This is a genomic window from Arenicella chitinivorans (assembly GCF_014651515.1).
GTDB lineage: Bacteria > Pseudomonadota > Gammaproteobacteria > Arenicellales > Arenicellaceae > Arenicella > Arenicella chitinivorans.
Genome location: NZ_BMXA01000002.1, coordinates 823,752 through 840,969 on the forward strand (window position 1 = coordinate 823,752; position 17,218 = coordinate 840,969).

A 17,218-nucleotide genomic window follows, 5' to 3' on the forward strand; every position below is an offset into this window, starting at 1 on the left:
CCCTTCTATTTGATTTTCTTACCCAACCTGATTCACGAGCTTGGTAGAGAGCTCGTGAGCTTAACTGGTGACCTATTGTTATGTTCCAGAGATTGACATCCATGCAGTCGGAGATCTACTTCGATCAGAGCCGACAACCAGATTTGCCCTTTTATAATGTTGGCGTCAGTTTGGAGACGAGTCAGCACGTTGACCCCGAGCTACTGCAACGCGCGCTCGATCTCTTGTGTGCCAAGGTTGATACACTGACCATGACGCTGCAGCTGGGTGATCAAGGTGAGTGTGTTCAGTCACTACGTACTGGGCAGCGTGTTGAGGTTGCGCACACGGATATGTCCGACTTGCCGGTCGCGCAGGCGCGTGAGAGCGCTCGGGCGCGTATCCAGTCATTTTATACGCAACCGTTTGAAATCTTGGCCGAGCGGTTGTTCGTGGTACAGCATTATCGTTTTCAAGACGGCGTCAGTTGGATCGTCCTCAAAAGTCATCACATCTTGGCCGATGGCTACGCGATTGCCAGTGTTTGTCGGTTGCTGGGTATCGCATATGACGTGGTTGCTCGTAATGGTGATGCAACGGAGTTGGCGCGCATTACTGATTTTTCCACCGAGGTCGATCGTCACGCCAACTACCTGCAATCGCCAAAATTTGCTAAAGATTGGGCGTTTTGGCGCGATAAATTAACTGCGTTGCCCGAATTGATATTCGATTCGTATCAACACCCGTCTAAAGCCTCTCATCACTATCGTTTAAACTTAGAGCCCAAGGTTGAGCAAGCGCTGCGCGCGCTGGCGTCGCGTTTGGGGGTAAGTCTGCAACACTTGGGGCTTGCGGCTTTAGCAACGTATTTTTCCAATGTTTACGACCAACAAACAATGATGATCGCGGTGCCGGTGCACCGTCGCAAGAACCACCATCAAAAGAATATGCTTGGTACCATGGCCGGTGACATTCCGTGTCGGCTTAATCCAAGTCACAGTCTAAGCATCGCTGAGCTAATAGAGCAGGTGCGGTTGGAATTGCGCCAGAATTATCGCCACACGGACTTTCCGTTGGCGCAGTTGCTCAGGGACGAGTCGATTCTGCCGCCTGGTCGGGCGATGTTGACCGACGTGGTATTCAACTACGAATATCGCGGAACCAACTATTTATTCGAAGGCGAAGAGTTAATCGCTCATTACCTGTTCAGTGGCACGGAACAAGCCGCATTGCATGTGCGAATGATTGACTTTGATGATGTACAACCGCTGGGGCTGTACTTGAGCGCACATCAGGCGCTCATGCCTGTCGCTGAGGTTGAGTTGCTGGCCGCTAGGTTGGCACATATCTTGCAGCAGTTCACTGAGTTGCCGGTAAGCAGCGCCATCGACTCGGTATCCAGTATTCCACCGCGTGAACGGCACATGCTGCTGTCTGATTTCTCAGGGCCCAGCGTCGAGTACGCCTTTTCGAACACCATCGCAGCGCGATTTGCAGACCAGTGTTCGCAGACACCGAATGCGATTGCGGTGTCCGGCGGCGAGATCCAGTTCACCTATCGTCAACTGGCTAATCACGCTAACAAAATTGCAGCTGCGTTAAAAGAGCAGGGGGTTGGTGCTGGAAGTTTGGTTGGAATCTATGCGGACCGAAGCCCACAGTTTCTTGCCGCAATGCTCGGGATTTGGCGTTTGGGTGCGGTGTATGTGCCTCTCGATCCGCGAAATCCGGAGCAGCGCATCCGGTTTATGTTGGACGATGCGCAGCCATCGTTGGTATTAATTGATCAGTCGACCGCTCATCTTGCGTGCAATTACTCGCCCCTTCAATGTGTCTCCATGGATGACATTCTCGCGCGTGCGGATTCGATGCTCGATGATGAGTATCAAGCTGAGGACAATGATGCGGCGGCTCCAGCCTATCTCATTTACACCTCCGGTTCGACTGGGCGGCCCAAGGGCGCGGTGGTACATCACGGTGGTGCGGTGCACCATGTTGATGCGATGTTGGATTTGCTCGGCCTGATGGTTGGCGACGACGTCACGCCGTTGACATTTTTGCAGAGTGCGTCTGCTTCGTCAGATATATCTGTGTGGCAATTTGTGGCGCCGGTCTTGACCGGCGGAAAGACGGTGATTTTCGAGTCTTTGTCGGACATCGACGCGTTATTGCGTGTGATTGAAACTGAACAAGTCGAGTTAATCGAATGTGTGCCAGTGGTGATTCGTCTATTGCTGGATCGACTCTCCGAGCACCCAGCCGAATGCGCTGCTCTGGCGTCATTGAATTGGATTATGACGACCGGTGACGCGGTGTCAACGTCGTTGGTTGCCGATTGGTTTAAGCGTTTTCCCAACATTCCAATGGTGAACGCGTATGGTCCTAGCGAGACTTCGGATGATGTGGCTGTGCAGGTGTTACAACATGCTTTACCGGACGATGCCACTGCGGTACCCATCGGTCGACCCATCAGTAACACGTCGCTGCACGTGGTTGACTCCACTAACAGGCTATTACCAATTGGTGTGCCGGGTGAGTTGTGTGTATCTGGCGTCTGTGTCGGCTTGGGTTATTGGGGAGATGAGGAAAAAACGGCCAGCAAGTTTATTGCCAACCCGTTCACGCACGCGTCGGGTGTGCATGGCTCAGTGATGTATCGCACCGGCGACTTGGCGGCTTGGAACACGAATGGGCAGTTGATGTTTTTAGGTCGAGCTGATCACCAAGTTCAGATTCGAGGCTATCGTGTGGAACTAGGAGAGATTGAAGCGACATTGTCCGCGTATCCGACGGTCGGTGACGTGGTGGTAATACTGCAAGGCGAAGAGGCCAATGAAACGTTAACCGCCTACTGTACCGCGAAGGCCGGTGCGACGCTTGAGGTCGCGGAGCTTCGTCAGTTTGCCGCCACCAAGTTACCGCAGCATATGGTGCCAGAGGCCATCCTTTGTCTGCCCGAAATGCCTCGTAATGCAGCGGATAAAATTGATCGTAAAGCGCTTGCTGCGTTGCAATTGGAGCGTGTAGTGACGGCGGATGAGAACGTGTCTGCGAACCTGCGGTCAGACCAGCAACACGCGTTGGCCGGGATTTGGGCTGACATTCTCAATCTAGACGTGTCGACTATCGGCGCGACCACCAATTTTTTTGATATTGGTGGTCATTCACTGAGCGCAGTGCGCTTGGTGGCAGCAATTCGCTCCACGTGGGCGGTGGAAATTGAAATTCGTCATGTCTTTGCGCATCCAGAATTGTCCGAGTTAGCCGCCTATATTGAATCTAGTAATAGTGCTGAACAGCAGACCATTGATTGCGCACCCAATGATGTATCCATTCCGTTGTCCTATGCCCAGCAGCGTATTTGGTTTATTGATCAATTTGAGCCTGGCGGCAGTGAGTACAATGCCAGTGTCGCCATTCGTGTGCGCGGCGATTTAAATGTGGAGGCGTTAGATCACGCATTTATCGACTTGCTCACACGCCATTCTGTGCTGCGTACCACTTACCATGAAGTTGGCGACGAACAAGTGCAAGTGGTTAACGCGCCGCCATCAGAGGTGGTGCAGGTAGTGCCTCTCTCCGAGCGCATGGTTGAGGCGCAGGCTATCAACGCGCGAATTAATCAGTATGTCGAACAACCATTTGATCTGAGTCGCGACCTGATGGTGCGTTGCGTGCTTCTGCAAATCGAACAGGCCGAGTCGGTGTTGATTATGACGGTTCACCACATAGCCTCTGATGGATGGTCGCAAGGCATTATGATGCGTGAGCTAACCTTATTGTACGCTCACCATAATGCCGCCAGCGACCAGACTCCCCTGCTCACCGAACTGCCGGTACAGTATCGCGATTATGCATATTGGCAGCGTCACACACTGGTTGCCGACGCGGTTGATGAGCATATGGAGTATTGGTTGCCGCATTTAACGGGGATACCGGCGGTGCACAATCTGCCGCTTGATTTTGCTCGCCCACCACAGCAATCACATACCGGCGGGCTGTTAGTTACGAACATCGAAACGTCCAAACTGGCAAGTATGTACCAGTTGCTGTCGAGTCGTCAGCTCACGCTGTTTATGGTGTTGAAGGCGGTGTTTAGTGTGTTACTGCATCGCTACAGCGGTGACGAAGATATCGTGATTGGCTCACCGGTGGCGAATCGCGAGCAATCTGAAGTCGAATCCCTTGTGGGCTTTTTCGTCAATACCTTGGTATACCGAACGCAACTTGATGAAACCACCACGTTCACCAAGTTGCTGGCCCAGTGTAAGCAGAACGCGCTGGACGCCTACGCACACCAGCAGTTGCCGTTTGAGCTCCTTGTGGATGCTTTGCAGCCCAAGCGCTCTGCAGCATACAACCCCTTGTTCCAAATCATGCTCACCTTGGAGAATAACGATATAGGAAACTGGGCGCTCGACGGGCTTGAGACCGAAGTGATTAATCCAGACTCGATTGCGTCGCAATTTGATCTCAGTTTAGACGTACATGAAAACGCTGCCGGGTTGACGTTAACGTGGAACTTTGCCACGGATTTGTTCAAGGAGTCGACCATTGCGCGATTGGCAAAACACTTCGAACGGCTGTTGGTGAAATTGTGTCAAAACCCGGATTTGGAAGTTGGCAAAGTTGATATGTTGCATGCCTCAGAGCGCGTAGCGTTGCTTGAGGAGTTTAATGCGACAGCACAACCCGAACTCATAACCAAGACCTGGCCAGAACTGTTTGTCGAGGCGGCTGCAACACACCCTGACAGAATGGCAGCCTGCTATCGAGATCAGTCCGTGACGTACCAGCAGCTCTCTGCCCAAAGTGAGCAAGTGGCGTTGAACTTGTATCAACGAGCGGTTGGTCGTGGCCAGATTGTGGCAGTCTACTCGGAGCGTAATTTAGCACTATTGACTGCGATCACAGGCATTCTTCGTTCGGGTGCAGCGTACTTGCCGTTGGATCCGAATCACCCAGAAGAGCGCACCAACTTGACGCTTGAAAAGACGCAGCCCGACGTGATTGTTGTTACTGATGCCGAGTTGCTAAAACATCCTGCCATTGCAAACCTCGATACGGTGGTGTCGCTGGACACATTACTGCAACAAACCACCAAGCAGGCCCCGGCTATCGCCTGGTCGATGAATGATTTGGCGTACGTAATCACCACGTCGGGGTCCACGGGAGTGCCCAAGGGGGTGATGGTGAACCATCGCGGTATGGTCAATAATATGTTGGCGAAGGTCGCCCCTTTGAGTTTGAGCAAGCATGACACCATTGCACAAACCGCCTCCCAATGTTTTGATATTTCGGTTTGGCAATTTCTAACGGCATTGACGCTGGGGGCGTGCACTGAGATTGTGCCGACCTGTATTACGCATGATCCAGATGCCCTGCAGGCACACATCAATGCGCGCAATATCGATGTTTGGGAGCCCGTCCCGTCGATGATGCGCGCGGTACTGAGTAATCCCGTACCGTTACCTAGACTCAGAGTCGTGTTGCCGACTGGTGAAGCGTTGACCGCAGATCTGGTGCGCGACTGGTTCGATCGATACCCTGCCATTCCGTTGATCAATGCGTATGGTCCCGCAGAGTGTTCAGATGATGTCACCACCGAGCGGATTTCTCAGCCGGTAGATAGAGTTTCGATCGGGAGGCCAGTTGCCAACGCCAAAGTGCACATCTTGGATTCCAACCACGGCTTGGTGCCGGTTGGTGTGGTTGGGGAGATCGCGGTCTCAGGACCAGTCGTCGGTGATGGTTACATCAATGATCCTGAATTGACCGATCGTGTGTTTATTCGCAATCCATACTCGACTGGGTCATTGGATGATCGGCTTTATTTAACTGGCGATTTAGCGCGGCGCACTGAGGACGGGAAAATCGAGTACCTTGGACGCAAGGACCACCAAGTTAAACTTCGTGGTCTACGCATTGAATTGGAAGACATTGGGACCGCACTACGACGGGTTGATGGTGTGCGTGACGCCGCAGTAATTGTTCATGCGCCCGCGAAGCATCAGCAGCAATTAGTTGGTTTTGTTACGCCCCAGTCGGGTCAAATTGCTCCGGATCAGGAAGCGATTCGTCGTCGGCTCATGGCCCTGTTACCGAGTTATATGGTGCCAGATCTTATCTGCGTGATCGATGCTTTGCCGTTGAACGTCAATGGCAAAGTTGACCGCAAACGCTTGCTACAGCTGGTTCCAGCAGTCGCAACCCAAGGCAAGTCACCCAGCACACAGACCGAATTGACACTCGCTTCGCTGTGGGCCAGTTTATTGCGCATTGAGCTTGATACGCTGTTTGCTGAGAGTGATTTTTTCGCTGTTGGCGGACATTCCTTGTTAGGCGTGCGTCTAGTGAGCGCGATTAATAATGCATTCACCATTGAGTTGCCAATCCGCGACATTTTTGATCACCGCACAATCGAAACTATGGCATCGCAGATTGATCTTATTGCGAGCCAAAAGGCAGCAATGGTGTCCATGCAGGAACTTGCTAAGGATGAAATTGAGGAGGTGGAGTTTTGATTCATCAGATACTCAAAGAGGCCGCTGATGCGGGTATCGAGCTCTATTCCGAGTCCGGAAGACTTAAAGCGCGTGCTGCCAATGGTGTGATGTCGGCTGAGATCAAAGCGCGTATTGCTGAGCACAAGGCGGCGTTGCTGGATTACTTGCAAGACCGAGAACAAGGCCAGGTTGTCGACGCGGACGCTGCCCGTGATATCCCCAGGGTTGAACGCAGCGCCGGTCACTATTATCCAGCCTCATTTGCCCAAGAGCGTATGTGGCTCACCGATCAGCTTGCCGGTGAATCTTACCACTATAATATCTTCGGTGCATTTGAGGTTTCCAAGGGGTTCGATGTTGACCTCGCCGAAGCGGCATTCAAGGCAATTATTCAACGCCATGAGGTGCTGCGGACGCGCGTTGTCTATCGCGGTACCGAGGTGCTGCAAACAGTTGAGGACGATTGGCATTTCGAGATAGAGCGTATTGACTTAGATAGAACGCAGAATGCCACCGAGCAAACGCTGACAAGGTGTGTCAACGAACACGGCTATCACGAATTCGATTTCGCACAAGCTCGCATGCTGAGTGTGCGGTACGTGGCCGCTCCATCTAAGCGTATATTGTCAATTTGTATGCCACACATTGTGTCGGACGGGTGGTCTGAGGCGATTCTGATCCGCGAATTTATTGAGTACTACGATGCGTTGTGTGAGTCGCGTACAGCGTCGTTACCGCAGCTAGAAATTCAGTATCTGGACTATTCCGTTTGGCAACGCGCTTGGCTGGCAAGTACGGAGTGTGAGACGCAGCGCCAATATTGGTGCCAGCGGCTCGAGGGCATGCCCCTCAACCATTCGTTACCAATTGATGGTGAGCGCAAGACGCGTTCCAATCGAGTCGGACAAACAATAATCAGTCGGTTAGACGTTGCACAAAGCGCGAGGCTCAAGTCACGCGCAGCCGCACACGGTGTGACCAGCTTTATGTTGCTACATGCTGCGTTAACACTCGTGTTGTCGCGTTTCTCGAATGCCGAAGACATTATTGTTGGAACTCCAGTGAGTAATCGGGTGAACCCGCTAGTGGAACCGCTGATTGGCTTTTTTGTTAATACATTGGTGCTTCGTTCGTGCTGCGACGAGAACCAAACCGTCGGAGACTTTCTAAAGCATATCCGGGAAGTGAATGTTGGTGCGCAACAGCATCAGTCAATTCCCTTTAGTTACCTCGTTGAGCAATTGAATCCAGAGCGTATTAATGGTGTCTCGCCGTTATTCCAAATTCTGTTCACCATGGATACCAATGATCAGGTTCAGTTACAGTTAAACGGTGAGGCGCTTACACCAATCACTCAGCCGGATACATCAGCCAAGTATGATTTAACTATCGCTATCATTGAGGAAGACAGTGAACTGCGTATCGCGTTTAACTTCGATACCGCGCTGTTCAAAGACACAACAATGACACGCATGCTGGATGCGCTGATTTTGGTTGTGCAATCGATAATTGACGCCGATGAAGGAGCGGTGTTGCGTGACATTCCATTGCCGGCAACTCGCAAGCTCCCACAGTGTCAGATTATTGGGACGACCCAGCAACGCTACCATAGCTTGATTGATGCATTTGAACAGACCGCTGCCAACACGCCGCAGCGCTTAGCGGTGTCGGATTCGACGACTGCGCTGAGTTATCACGAAGCCAATCAAAAAGCTAACCAACTAGCACGCTTTCTCAAAGTTAAGGGGGTTAAACAAGGCGATCTTATTGGATTGGCGTGCGAGCGTCGGGCCGATAGTTTCCTTGGGATGTTGGCGATCATGAAGTTGGGTGCGGCTTATGTGCCGTTCCTCCCGGACGCGCCGAAAGCGCGCCTTAAGCACATTTTTTCGGATACCCAGGTTCGCTTCGCCCTTGCTAGCGTTGGGACAGCAAAGGCAATTTCCGGATTGGTTCCCTGTGTCAGTCTTGACAGTTTAGACGCCATGCGCGTCATCAGCGCCTTAAGTGACACGAATCTGGGTGTTGACTATGACCCTGAAACGTCATTGTGTTACGTGATCTATACCTCGGGCTCGACCGGCAAGCCCAAGGGCGTTGCTATAACGCATGCTAATGTCTCGCATTATGTCCAGGGGCTAAAACTGCAGTTCGACATTCCTGATGGACTTAACTACGCGGTGCTGAGTTCAATTGCCACGGACTTGGGTAACACCGCAATCTGTATGTCGCTGACAACGGGCGGAACGTTGCGGGTTGCCAGTGCAGAGACGTCGCTTGATCGAGACTTGTTCCTAAACTTTATTCAGGACCAGCAGATAGAGTTTATGAAATTAACACCAAGTCACTTCAGTGCGCTGACGGGCGATGAAGACGGCATTGCTCGGGTGCAGTCACAGTGTCACTGGGTGTTCTTCGGTGGGGAGTCAATTCCTGTTGAGCTGCGCAGTCGTTTGCGACGCGCGGCGGACCAAAAAGGTTGTCGTTACGTAAATCACTATGGTCCGACCGAGACAACGATTGGGTTTTGTGTCAATGAGCTGGATCTAGAAGACACCGGTGTTCCGCCCATTGGGAAGCCATTTGGAGCAGGCGCATACCGCTTATTGGATCGCTACGGGCGCGATGTTCCCCCCGGTGTGCCGGGTGAACTATACATTGCTGGGCCGGGCTTAGCTCAAGGGTACTGGCGCCATCCTGAGCTTACCGACGCCGCGTTTCCAATCCTTGATGGGCAGCGAATGTACCGCACCGGAGATTGGGTAAAACAGCTTGATTCGGGGCAACTTGTATTTCTAGGCCGTATTGACCATCAACTGAAGATTCGTGGCTATCGAATAGAATTAGCCGAGATCGAGCAAACAATCGTAGCTCTATTGGGCTTGGACTCGGTGGTTGTGCGTGCGGTTGCTGGCAAACCGCAACAAGACCCTCGCCTGGTTGCGTACTACAAAAACGTCCCCAACTCAGCCGCTATGTTAGACGTGCAGCCGGATTGGCACGCGGTATTATCGGGTTCATTGCCGAGTTACATGATTCCGGATGCTTGGGTGGCGGTGTCAGAGTGGCCCTTAACGCCGAACGGCAAGATCAATGTTCATGCGCTGCCTGAGGTCACCGAGGCGGCGACAACAGCACTTGAATCGCCGGTTGGCGCAGAAGAGCTTGAAATGCGGAACCTGTGGTCCGATGTGTTGGCGGTTGCGCCGGAGTTGATCGGTAGAAACAGTGATTTTTTCGCCATGGGTGGGCATTCCTTGCTGGCGATTCGTTTGATATCGGCTGTCACAGAGCGGTTTAATGCAGCCATCTCCATTCGTGACCTGTTTGATCAGCCCGTGCTGTCAGCGTTTGTTGCGTGTGTGCTTTCTGCTGGCCAATCGGACGCACAAGACGCACCACGGCGTGTCACACAGGCCGATCAGACAATCCCATTGTCGTTTGGTCAACAATTAATCTGGTTTATCGATCAGATGGAGGAAGGTAGTGCGCACTACAATATGCCAAGCGTGTTGGATCTGAGTGGTAAATTCGATCCGTCAATTGCAGAGTGGGCGTTGCAGCAAGTTGTTCAGCGACACGCTATCTTGCGCACACGCTACCATCGGACTGCCGATATGGCCGAGCAGGCAGTGCAGCCACATGCGGACTTCACCTTGCAGGTCATGGATGTTAGTCACTTGGAGCCCAGTGCACGTGACCAAGCGGTGCAAAACCTGATAACGCAGGACGCGTCAACCACCTTTAACTTGGCAGAGGATACCCCGGTGCGTGCCATGTTCGTGCGAACAGCGGAGGATGGCGGAAAACTACTATTTAATATGCATCACATCGCCTCGGATGGTTGGTCTGTGCGTATCCTCGTCGACGAGTTTCGACGTTTCTATAATTCGCGCGCCACAGGCCAAGAGCTCGCGCTGCCACCACTGGCGTTGCAATATGGCGATTTTGCCGTGTGGCAAAAAGCGCGGCGACAAAGCGCGGCGTTTGAGCAGCAGTTAGCCTACTGGGAGCAGCAGCTGCTTGATCTACCCGCATCGCATAGCTTGCCCATGCTTGGCCCTCGGCCGGAGAAGCGCAGTTATGTCGGAGCCGGTGTGAGCTGTTTGCTCGACCAGCCTGTGGTTGACAAGTTAAAGGCCTTGGCACGCCAACACTCGAGTACTTTTTTCATGGTATTGCACGCGGGTTTTACCATGTTGTTGAGTCGGTATAGTCACTCCGAGGACATTGTGGTGGGAACGCCCGTTGCCAACCGAACACATTCCTCGCTGGAGGCGCTAATTGGCTTTTTTGTCAATACTCTTGTGTTGCGAACTCGGCCGGACCAAGCCATGACCTTTGTCGACTTGTTGCAGCAAGTGCGCGAGGTTAACTTGGCAGCGCAAGCGAACCAGGAAGTGCCATTTGAACTGTTGGTGGAGCGACTTAATCCGCAGCGCTCGGTGCAGACATCTCCGCTGTTTCAAATATTATTCACCTTGGATGATGTGATCGGGCAACCGGTGGAGTTAGAAGGGGCGATGCTGACCCCGGAGTTTTATGAAGAAGCGGTGTCTAAGTTTGAACTCACGGTCGATGCCACTGCGGTGACGCAGGGCTACTTCTTTAATTTCCAATACAACACCGCCATTTTTTCGCCCGACCTGATCCATCAGATGGCCACGGATTTCATGCGGCTTTTGAGTTGCATCGCGGATCAGCCACTGTGTCGTTTGGGGGCGATTTCGCATATGAGTAGTACGGCAGCGCGGAGCGCAGTTGACACGATCAATGTCACGCCGGCGGTGCCTCAGGCGACACAATCCAGCCAGTTGTATTTCGATCAATACGTGGCCCATCACGCCAAGGTGGCGCCAAATCAACCAGCAATTATCGATGTTGATACCGTGGTGACGTATGCCGAGTTGGACGCACGTATTGAGCGATTGGCCGATTTTTTGGTGGTACAGGGCCTCGCTGTCGGCGATGTCGCGGCCGTGTTGCTGCCACGATCGACTGACTTAATTGTTGGTATGCTCGCCGTGATGCGCGCGGGCGGCGTGTACTTGGCCACCGATACCAGCGCGCCGAGTGAGCGCAATCGTCAGATTTTGACGCAAAGCAAAGCGCATTGGTTACTAACCAATGGCACGGGTTTCGAGAGTAGTTTAGAGACCAAGGTGAAGGTCATTAATCTAAACGCGCCCGAGGTCATGGCAGGTATTGACACGACCGTACCCCGTGTTTCGTCGAGTGTTCGAAGCGCGCCAGCAGAACAAGTGGCGTATTTGATCTTTACCTCTGGGTCTACCGGCGAACCCAAAGGGGTTGCTGTGAGTCACGAATCATTGGTGTCGTACATTCAGGCCACTCACGAGTTGTATGGCATTCAGCCAGGCGATCGGGTGCTGCAGTTTTCTTCGACAGCGTTTGATATTTTCTTTGAAGAGCTATCGATGGCATTCTCTGTTGGCGCGAGTCTCGCGCTTCGCACGGATGAAATGGTCGCAGGCGGAGCGCATTTTTGGCGCAAGATTGACGCGTTCGACATTTCGGTGATGTCCTTGCCAACCAGTTTCTGGCAACAGCTGGTCACCGAACTTGACGAGGATACCGAACTCAAATTGCCTCAATTGCACACCCTTGTTTTGGGTGGTGAACGACTGTGTAACAAGTTGGTGAAACGTTGGCGCGCCTGTGTCGGTCGTCAGGTTCGGATTATTAATACGTACGGTCCGACTGAAGCCACGATCATTGCGAGTGCATACACGATTACAGACAAGACCGATTTAGAGCACGCAATTCCGATTGGTCATAACCTTCCGAACTCAGAACTCCTGGTGCTTGCGCCGGATCAGTCTCTCGCACCGGCGGGCTGCGTCGGTGAACTGTATATTGGCGGTGCTGGGGTTGCTTTGGGGTATTGGCAGGATGACAAACGGACTCAAGAAGCGTTCGTAGACAATCTGCCTTTTAGATCATCATGCCGGATTTATCGCACCGGCGATCTGGTCCGAGTGTCGGATAATCAACTGCATTATGTTGGGCGTGCTGACAATCAAGTCAAGCTCGGCGGCTATCGCGTGGAGTTGGCTGAGATCGAACGCCACCTGCTGCGGTTATCGGGCGTGGCACGCGCACAGGTCTTGGCGCCGGTGACTCCCGGCACCCAGCGGCGACGTCTGTGTGCATACATTGAAGTAAGCGAGCACATCAGCCCGGAAGACCTTCCTGTCGACCAGATCCAACAGTCTCTTAGGCGCGTGTTACCCAACTATATGGTGCCGGAGTTTGTCTGGGTTCTTGAACAATTTCCACTGACCTTGAACGGCAAGATTGATACCGCGCGCTTCCCACCGATTACGGGGGGCGATCTTCACAAGAAGGTTGTGTCACCGCGTGATGAGATGGAGCTGCGATTGTGCGAGGTGTGGGCAAGGTTGCTTAATCAAAAGACCGAAGACATCAGTGTAGATGACGATTTTTTTCAGCTGGGTGGTAGTTCGATGTTGTCTATCCGTTTGATGCTCGACATTAATACTGAGTTCAACGCAGGCGTAAGTATCCACGACATTTTTTCCAACACCACCTTGGCGTCGATGGCACGATGTATTGCCGAGAGCACGACTGGGGATGCGCCACTCATGACCCGATTAACGTCAAATGCTTCGAGTCAGCCAAAACTGTTCTGTGTGCCTGGTGCGCTTGGCACGGCGGCGGTTTTTCACGCGCTTTCGCGTCACCTGCCAAATTTCGAGATCTATGCGTTTAATCATCGAGGTGTATTGGATGCGCACGCGCCACATACGTCACTTGAGCAGATGGTGGACGCGTTCGCGGCTGAAATTTTAAAGGTTCAAGCTTGCGGCGAGTTTGTGCTGGTCGGGCATTCGCTGGGGGCAAAAGTGGCGTATGAACTCGTGCGCTTAATGGAATCACTCGGCCATACAGCCCGATTAGTTCTTCTCGACAGTGGGTTTCGTTGGCGCTTGGCGTCCGAACCGGCTGTGTCACCGTCGCCTCCACACAACTCGGACCATGGTGAGGCGCGTCACCAAGGGCAAAAAGTAAAACAGGCCATGGCAGACTTTCTACTGGCATCGGTCGAATCACCGCAGGCGCGCGCGCAGTTGGTGGAAAAGCTGGATGGCGTTTACAGCGTGCATGCGCAATTGTCGACATCTCACGTCATCGACGGTGGATTGCAGGCTGACGTGCTAGCAGTTTACGCCGCTGAAACAGTGGTGGCGCCTTTGACTGAACAGGCGCGATTGACCACTGGCCGGGTCTGTATGCAAACCGTGCCCGGCGAGCATGACACCATGCTCATGACCGACAATGCGGCGCAGTGTGCAGGCGTAATTAACGACTTTTTATTGACCCCAAGTGCATCGGATACACGGCAGAAGATCGCTTGAACTCACTACTTTTTCGGACTAAGACCATGCAACTAGAGATACTAGATCAGCTTTCCCAGAACCAGTTTGTGGTAGAGCACATCGCTGCGAATCAACCCTGCGTTATCAAGGATGTAAACTTCGATGCGGCAAACTGGACTTCCAGTGCGTTTAAAGAGCGCGTTGGGGATTTAACGACGCAAGTGTACGACACTTTGTTTGAGCTGCAAGACATTGCCACGCTGGGAAGTTACCTAGAACGCTATTTCGAAAAGCCAGGCCAGCCGGGGCAAGCCGCACCGTATGTTCGTTGGTACAACCGTTTGAAAGATGTCGAATTTCCATGGGGGGACGAAGCCTTTGAACGACTTAATGAATGTTGGGTGTTACCCGATTGTATTCCTAAGACTGAGCTATTGGTTCCGCTTGCTCGTCATGGGAGGCAAGCCAACCCGGTGTTCGACTTGTTTCCGTACCGCGGTGTACTGGTAGCAGCGCGCGGGGCGCGAACTCGACTGCATCGAGATCCGTTTTTTAGTGATGCGATCGTAAACCAGTTCTCTGGCGTCAAGGAGTATCTTTTGTACCATCCTGATCGCACTGACGAACTCAAGCAAGGACCTGATTCAAGCTCGTTCGGTGGATTTATTGACGTGCGTGATCCGAACTCTGCGGAGCCCTTAGTTGAACCGGATTATCGCGGGTTAGTTCATCCCGGTGAGCTGCTCTATATTCCGCATGGTTGGCTGCATGACGTGATGGTGGTGGAAGACTCCATTTCAATTACGTGGAATTTCATTCACCAAGCAGGCTCAGCAAAATTTCGACAATACCTGCATGATGGGCCGGAAGCCGATCCTGAGTTTGAAGTCTTAAAGTACTTCTACGCGCATGCGGGCACCAAGGTGAGCGAGGTACAAGATGTGTTGGCGCAGCTCGACGATGTAAACCAAGTGGATGCGCCGCTGGTGCAAAGCGCATGATACGTTTCATTTTAAAGCAACATGGGGGAATGCTGGCATTGGCGTCCGCGCTTAGCATTGTCAGCGCGGGTATTGGTATCCTGATTTTGGCATTGCTGAATGGTGAGATTCGCAGTGTGTCAGATCAAAATGGAACTACCGCCAACGCGTTGCCATTGTTTCTTGGCTTAATTGCATTGATGGTGCTGCTAAGCGTGGTCTCGCAATACGTTCTTGCGAAGCTCAGTGCTGGCGTCGTTGCCAAAACCAGAACCATGATGGTGAATCGATTGCTCCAAGCATCTTACTTGCAAACAGAGCGGCTTGGGGGACATCGTACTTACGCCGCATTAACCAGTGATACAGCACGCATCAACAAGGGTATTTCGGTGATTCCAGAATACACGTACAGTTTGGCGTCGGTGATGATTGCGCTGGGATATATAGGTTACCTCTCGGTCCCGATATTGTTGTTTGTGCTGACGGTGATTAGCGTTGCCATTCTAACTGTCTCGTTACTGCTCTCGCGTGCCACCCGGATTTTGCAGCGCTTACGGAGCAACGATGATGATCTCTTTGAGCAGTACCAGATGTTGGTTGAAGGCAGCAAGGAATTGAATTTAAATCATCAGCGCAAACGTTTCTTCTATGACCAGTTGTTCGCGCCAACTGCAGAGTCGGCGCGCAGGAACACTGTTAATAGCCAAGTTAACTTTGCCTTGATTACGAATATTAGTAACGCATTCGTGTTCTGTGCCATGGTCGGCATGTTATTTGGCGCGAATGCATTTCTACCCAGCGTAACAACGGAGGTGTTGGTTGGCACGATGCTGGTGTTTATCTACATGGTTGGTCCGTTGAGTTTTATTATTGATTCATTTAGCAGTTTGGTGGATGCCAAAGTGGGTTACGACCGCGTTCGCCAATTTGAACATGCCTTGACGATTGATGATGGAGGACTCGAGGGTCCGCTCGAGTCGGTTATCGACGCGGCATGGTCCACGATCGAATTCAAAAATGTGTGTTTCACCTATCCACAGCACAATTCTGACTCGGGGTTCTCAGTTGGGCCCATCAACTTGGTGCTCCAGCGTGGCCAGACATGCTTTATTTGTGGCGGTAATGGGAGCGGAAAGTCCACGTTTGCAAAGTTGCTGTGCGGCTTGTATGCGCCGTCTAAAGGTGAAATTTTGATTGACGGTGTCCCACTTGAAACGCATACTCAAAGGCAGGCGTATCGCAATTTGTTTACGACGATTTTCTCGGATTTCTACCTGTTTGCGGATATTCTCGATGACCATGGTCAACCTTGTCAGAACCAATCTGAGGTAGATGGTCTGTTACATCAAATGCAGATGGACCACAAAGTGGATGTGGTGGAAGGGCGATTCTCAACCACCGATTTGTCGCAGGGGCAACGTAAGCGCCTAGCGTTGATTCAATCGCAATTAGAAGCCGCGCCAATATGCTTATTTGATGAGTGGGCGGCAGACCAAGATCCTTATTTTCGTCACCAATTTTACCATCACGTTTTGCCGCTGTTGCGCTCGCAAAACAAGATGGTGGTTGCAATTACCCATGATGAAGCCTATTTTGATCAATGTGATCGGCTATTCAAGTTCGACCTTGGGGTTGTTGCTGAAGTATTCCCCGAGCATCGTCAGGGGTTGAGCTTTAATCAAAACTCGCACGATCTTAAACGGTCCGCATAGACACTTCGTTGGACAACGAACACTGAACTGAGTCGAAAAAATGAATGTATTGAGCTATCTCAAGGAAAAGAGCCGAAATCTACCGGCGTTTAGTGACCTCGAATTTGATAATTTGATTGCCAAATGGACATCTGGCAGCTTGGCAAGAGATGCCGGTTTACCGCTCGGCGGCGACGACGCACAACCAGGTGGCCGCGTAATCCGAGCAGCTCAACTCGCTGTTGAAATGCAGCCTCTACTCGGCCAAACACTTATGGAAGGCGAGTGGTTTACGCTCACGCAGCAGCAGATCGACGATTTTGCACAGCTGACGGGGGATGCGCAGTGGATCCATACGGATCCTGTGCGCTGCCGAGCTGAGTCACCTTATCGTACGACCGTGGCTCATGGATTTTTGCTGTTGGCCATGCTGCCGGAACTGGCTGGCATTCGTGCCATCGGTGAGAAGTATTATCCCGATGCCAAATTCGTCGTCAATTGTGGCTTGGATAATGTGAACTTCATCAACCCGGCACGATGTGGCGCTAAGGTGCGGGCGAAGACCACGCTTTTATCTTGTGAACGACAAGGTCGGCGCGTCGACTTGCGCTTCCAGATCATTGCTCGGAGTGACGCCATCAAACGGCGAGTCCTGTGTGAGTCGGACGTTGCGATTCGGGTTTACTTCTAGCCGGACGATA

At 52.2% G+C, this 17,218-nt stretch carries 5 protein-coding genes; all 5 read left to right on the forward strand.

From position 1 onward, the window contains the following. Nucleotides 1–80 precede the first annotated feature (80 nt). From IE055_RS08890 to IE055_RS08910, 5 genes are read left to right on the forward strand one after another with little or no spacing between them, the layout of a single operon-like run. The gene (locus IE055_RS08890) at nt 81–6,503 is read left to right on the forward strand and encodes a non-ribosomal peptide synthetase (protein ID WP_189399912.1); all 6,423 of its coding nucleotides are present in this window, start codon (nt 81–83) and stop codon (nt 6,501–6,503) included. After that, nucleotides 6,500–13,885, forward strand: coding sequence for a non-ribosomal peptide synthetase (locus IE055_RS08895; RefSeq protein WP_189399914.1), 7,386 nt, complete (start codon nt 6,500–6,502; stop codon nt 13,883–13,885). Before IE055_RS08890 ends, IE055_RS08895 begins: the two co-directional genes overlap by 4 nt. Before the next feature lie 26 nt (nt 13,886–13,911). Continuing rightward, nucleotides 13,912–14,847, forward strand: coding sequence for a cupin-like domain-containing protein (locus tag IE055_RS08900; protein WP_189399916.1), 936 nt, complete (start codon nt 13,912–13,914; stop codon nt 14,845–14,847). Further along, entirely contained in the window at nt 14,844–16,538 is a 1,695-nt protein-coding gene (locus tag IE055_RS08905) for a cyclic peptide export ABC transporter (protein WP_189399917.1), read from the forward strand. The genes IE055_RS08900 and IE055_RS08905 overlap by 4 nt, the downstream gene beginning before the upstream one ends. Nucleotides 16,539–16,578: 40 nt before the next feature. Then, complete coding sequence (locus IE055_RS08910) at nt 16,579–17,208, forward strand: MaoC/PaaZ C-terminal domain-containing protein (protein WP_189399919.1); 630 nt, start codon at nt 16,579–16,581, stop codon at nt 17,206–17,208. Nucleotides 17,209–17,218 lie beyond the last annotated feature (10 nt).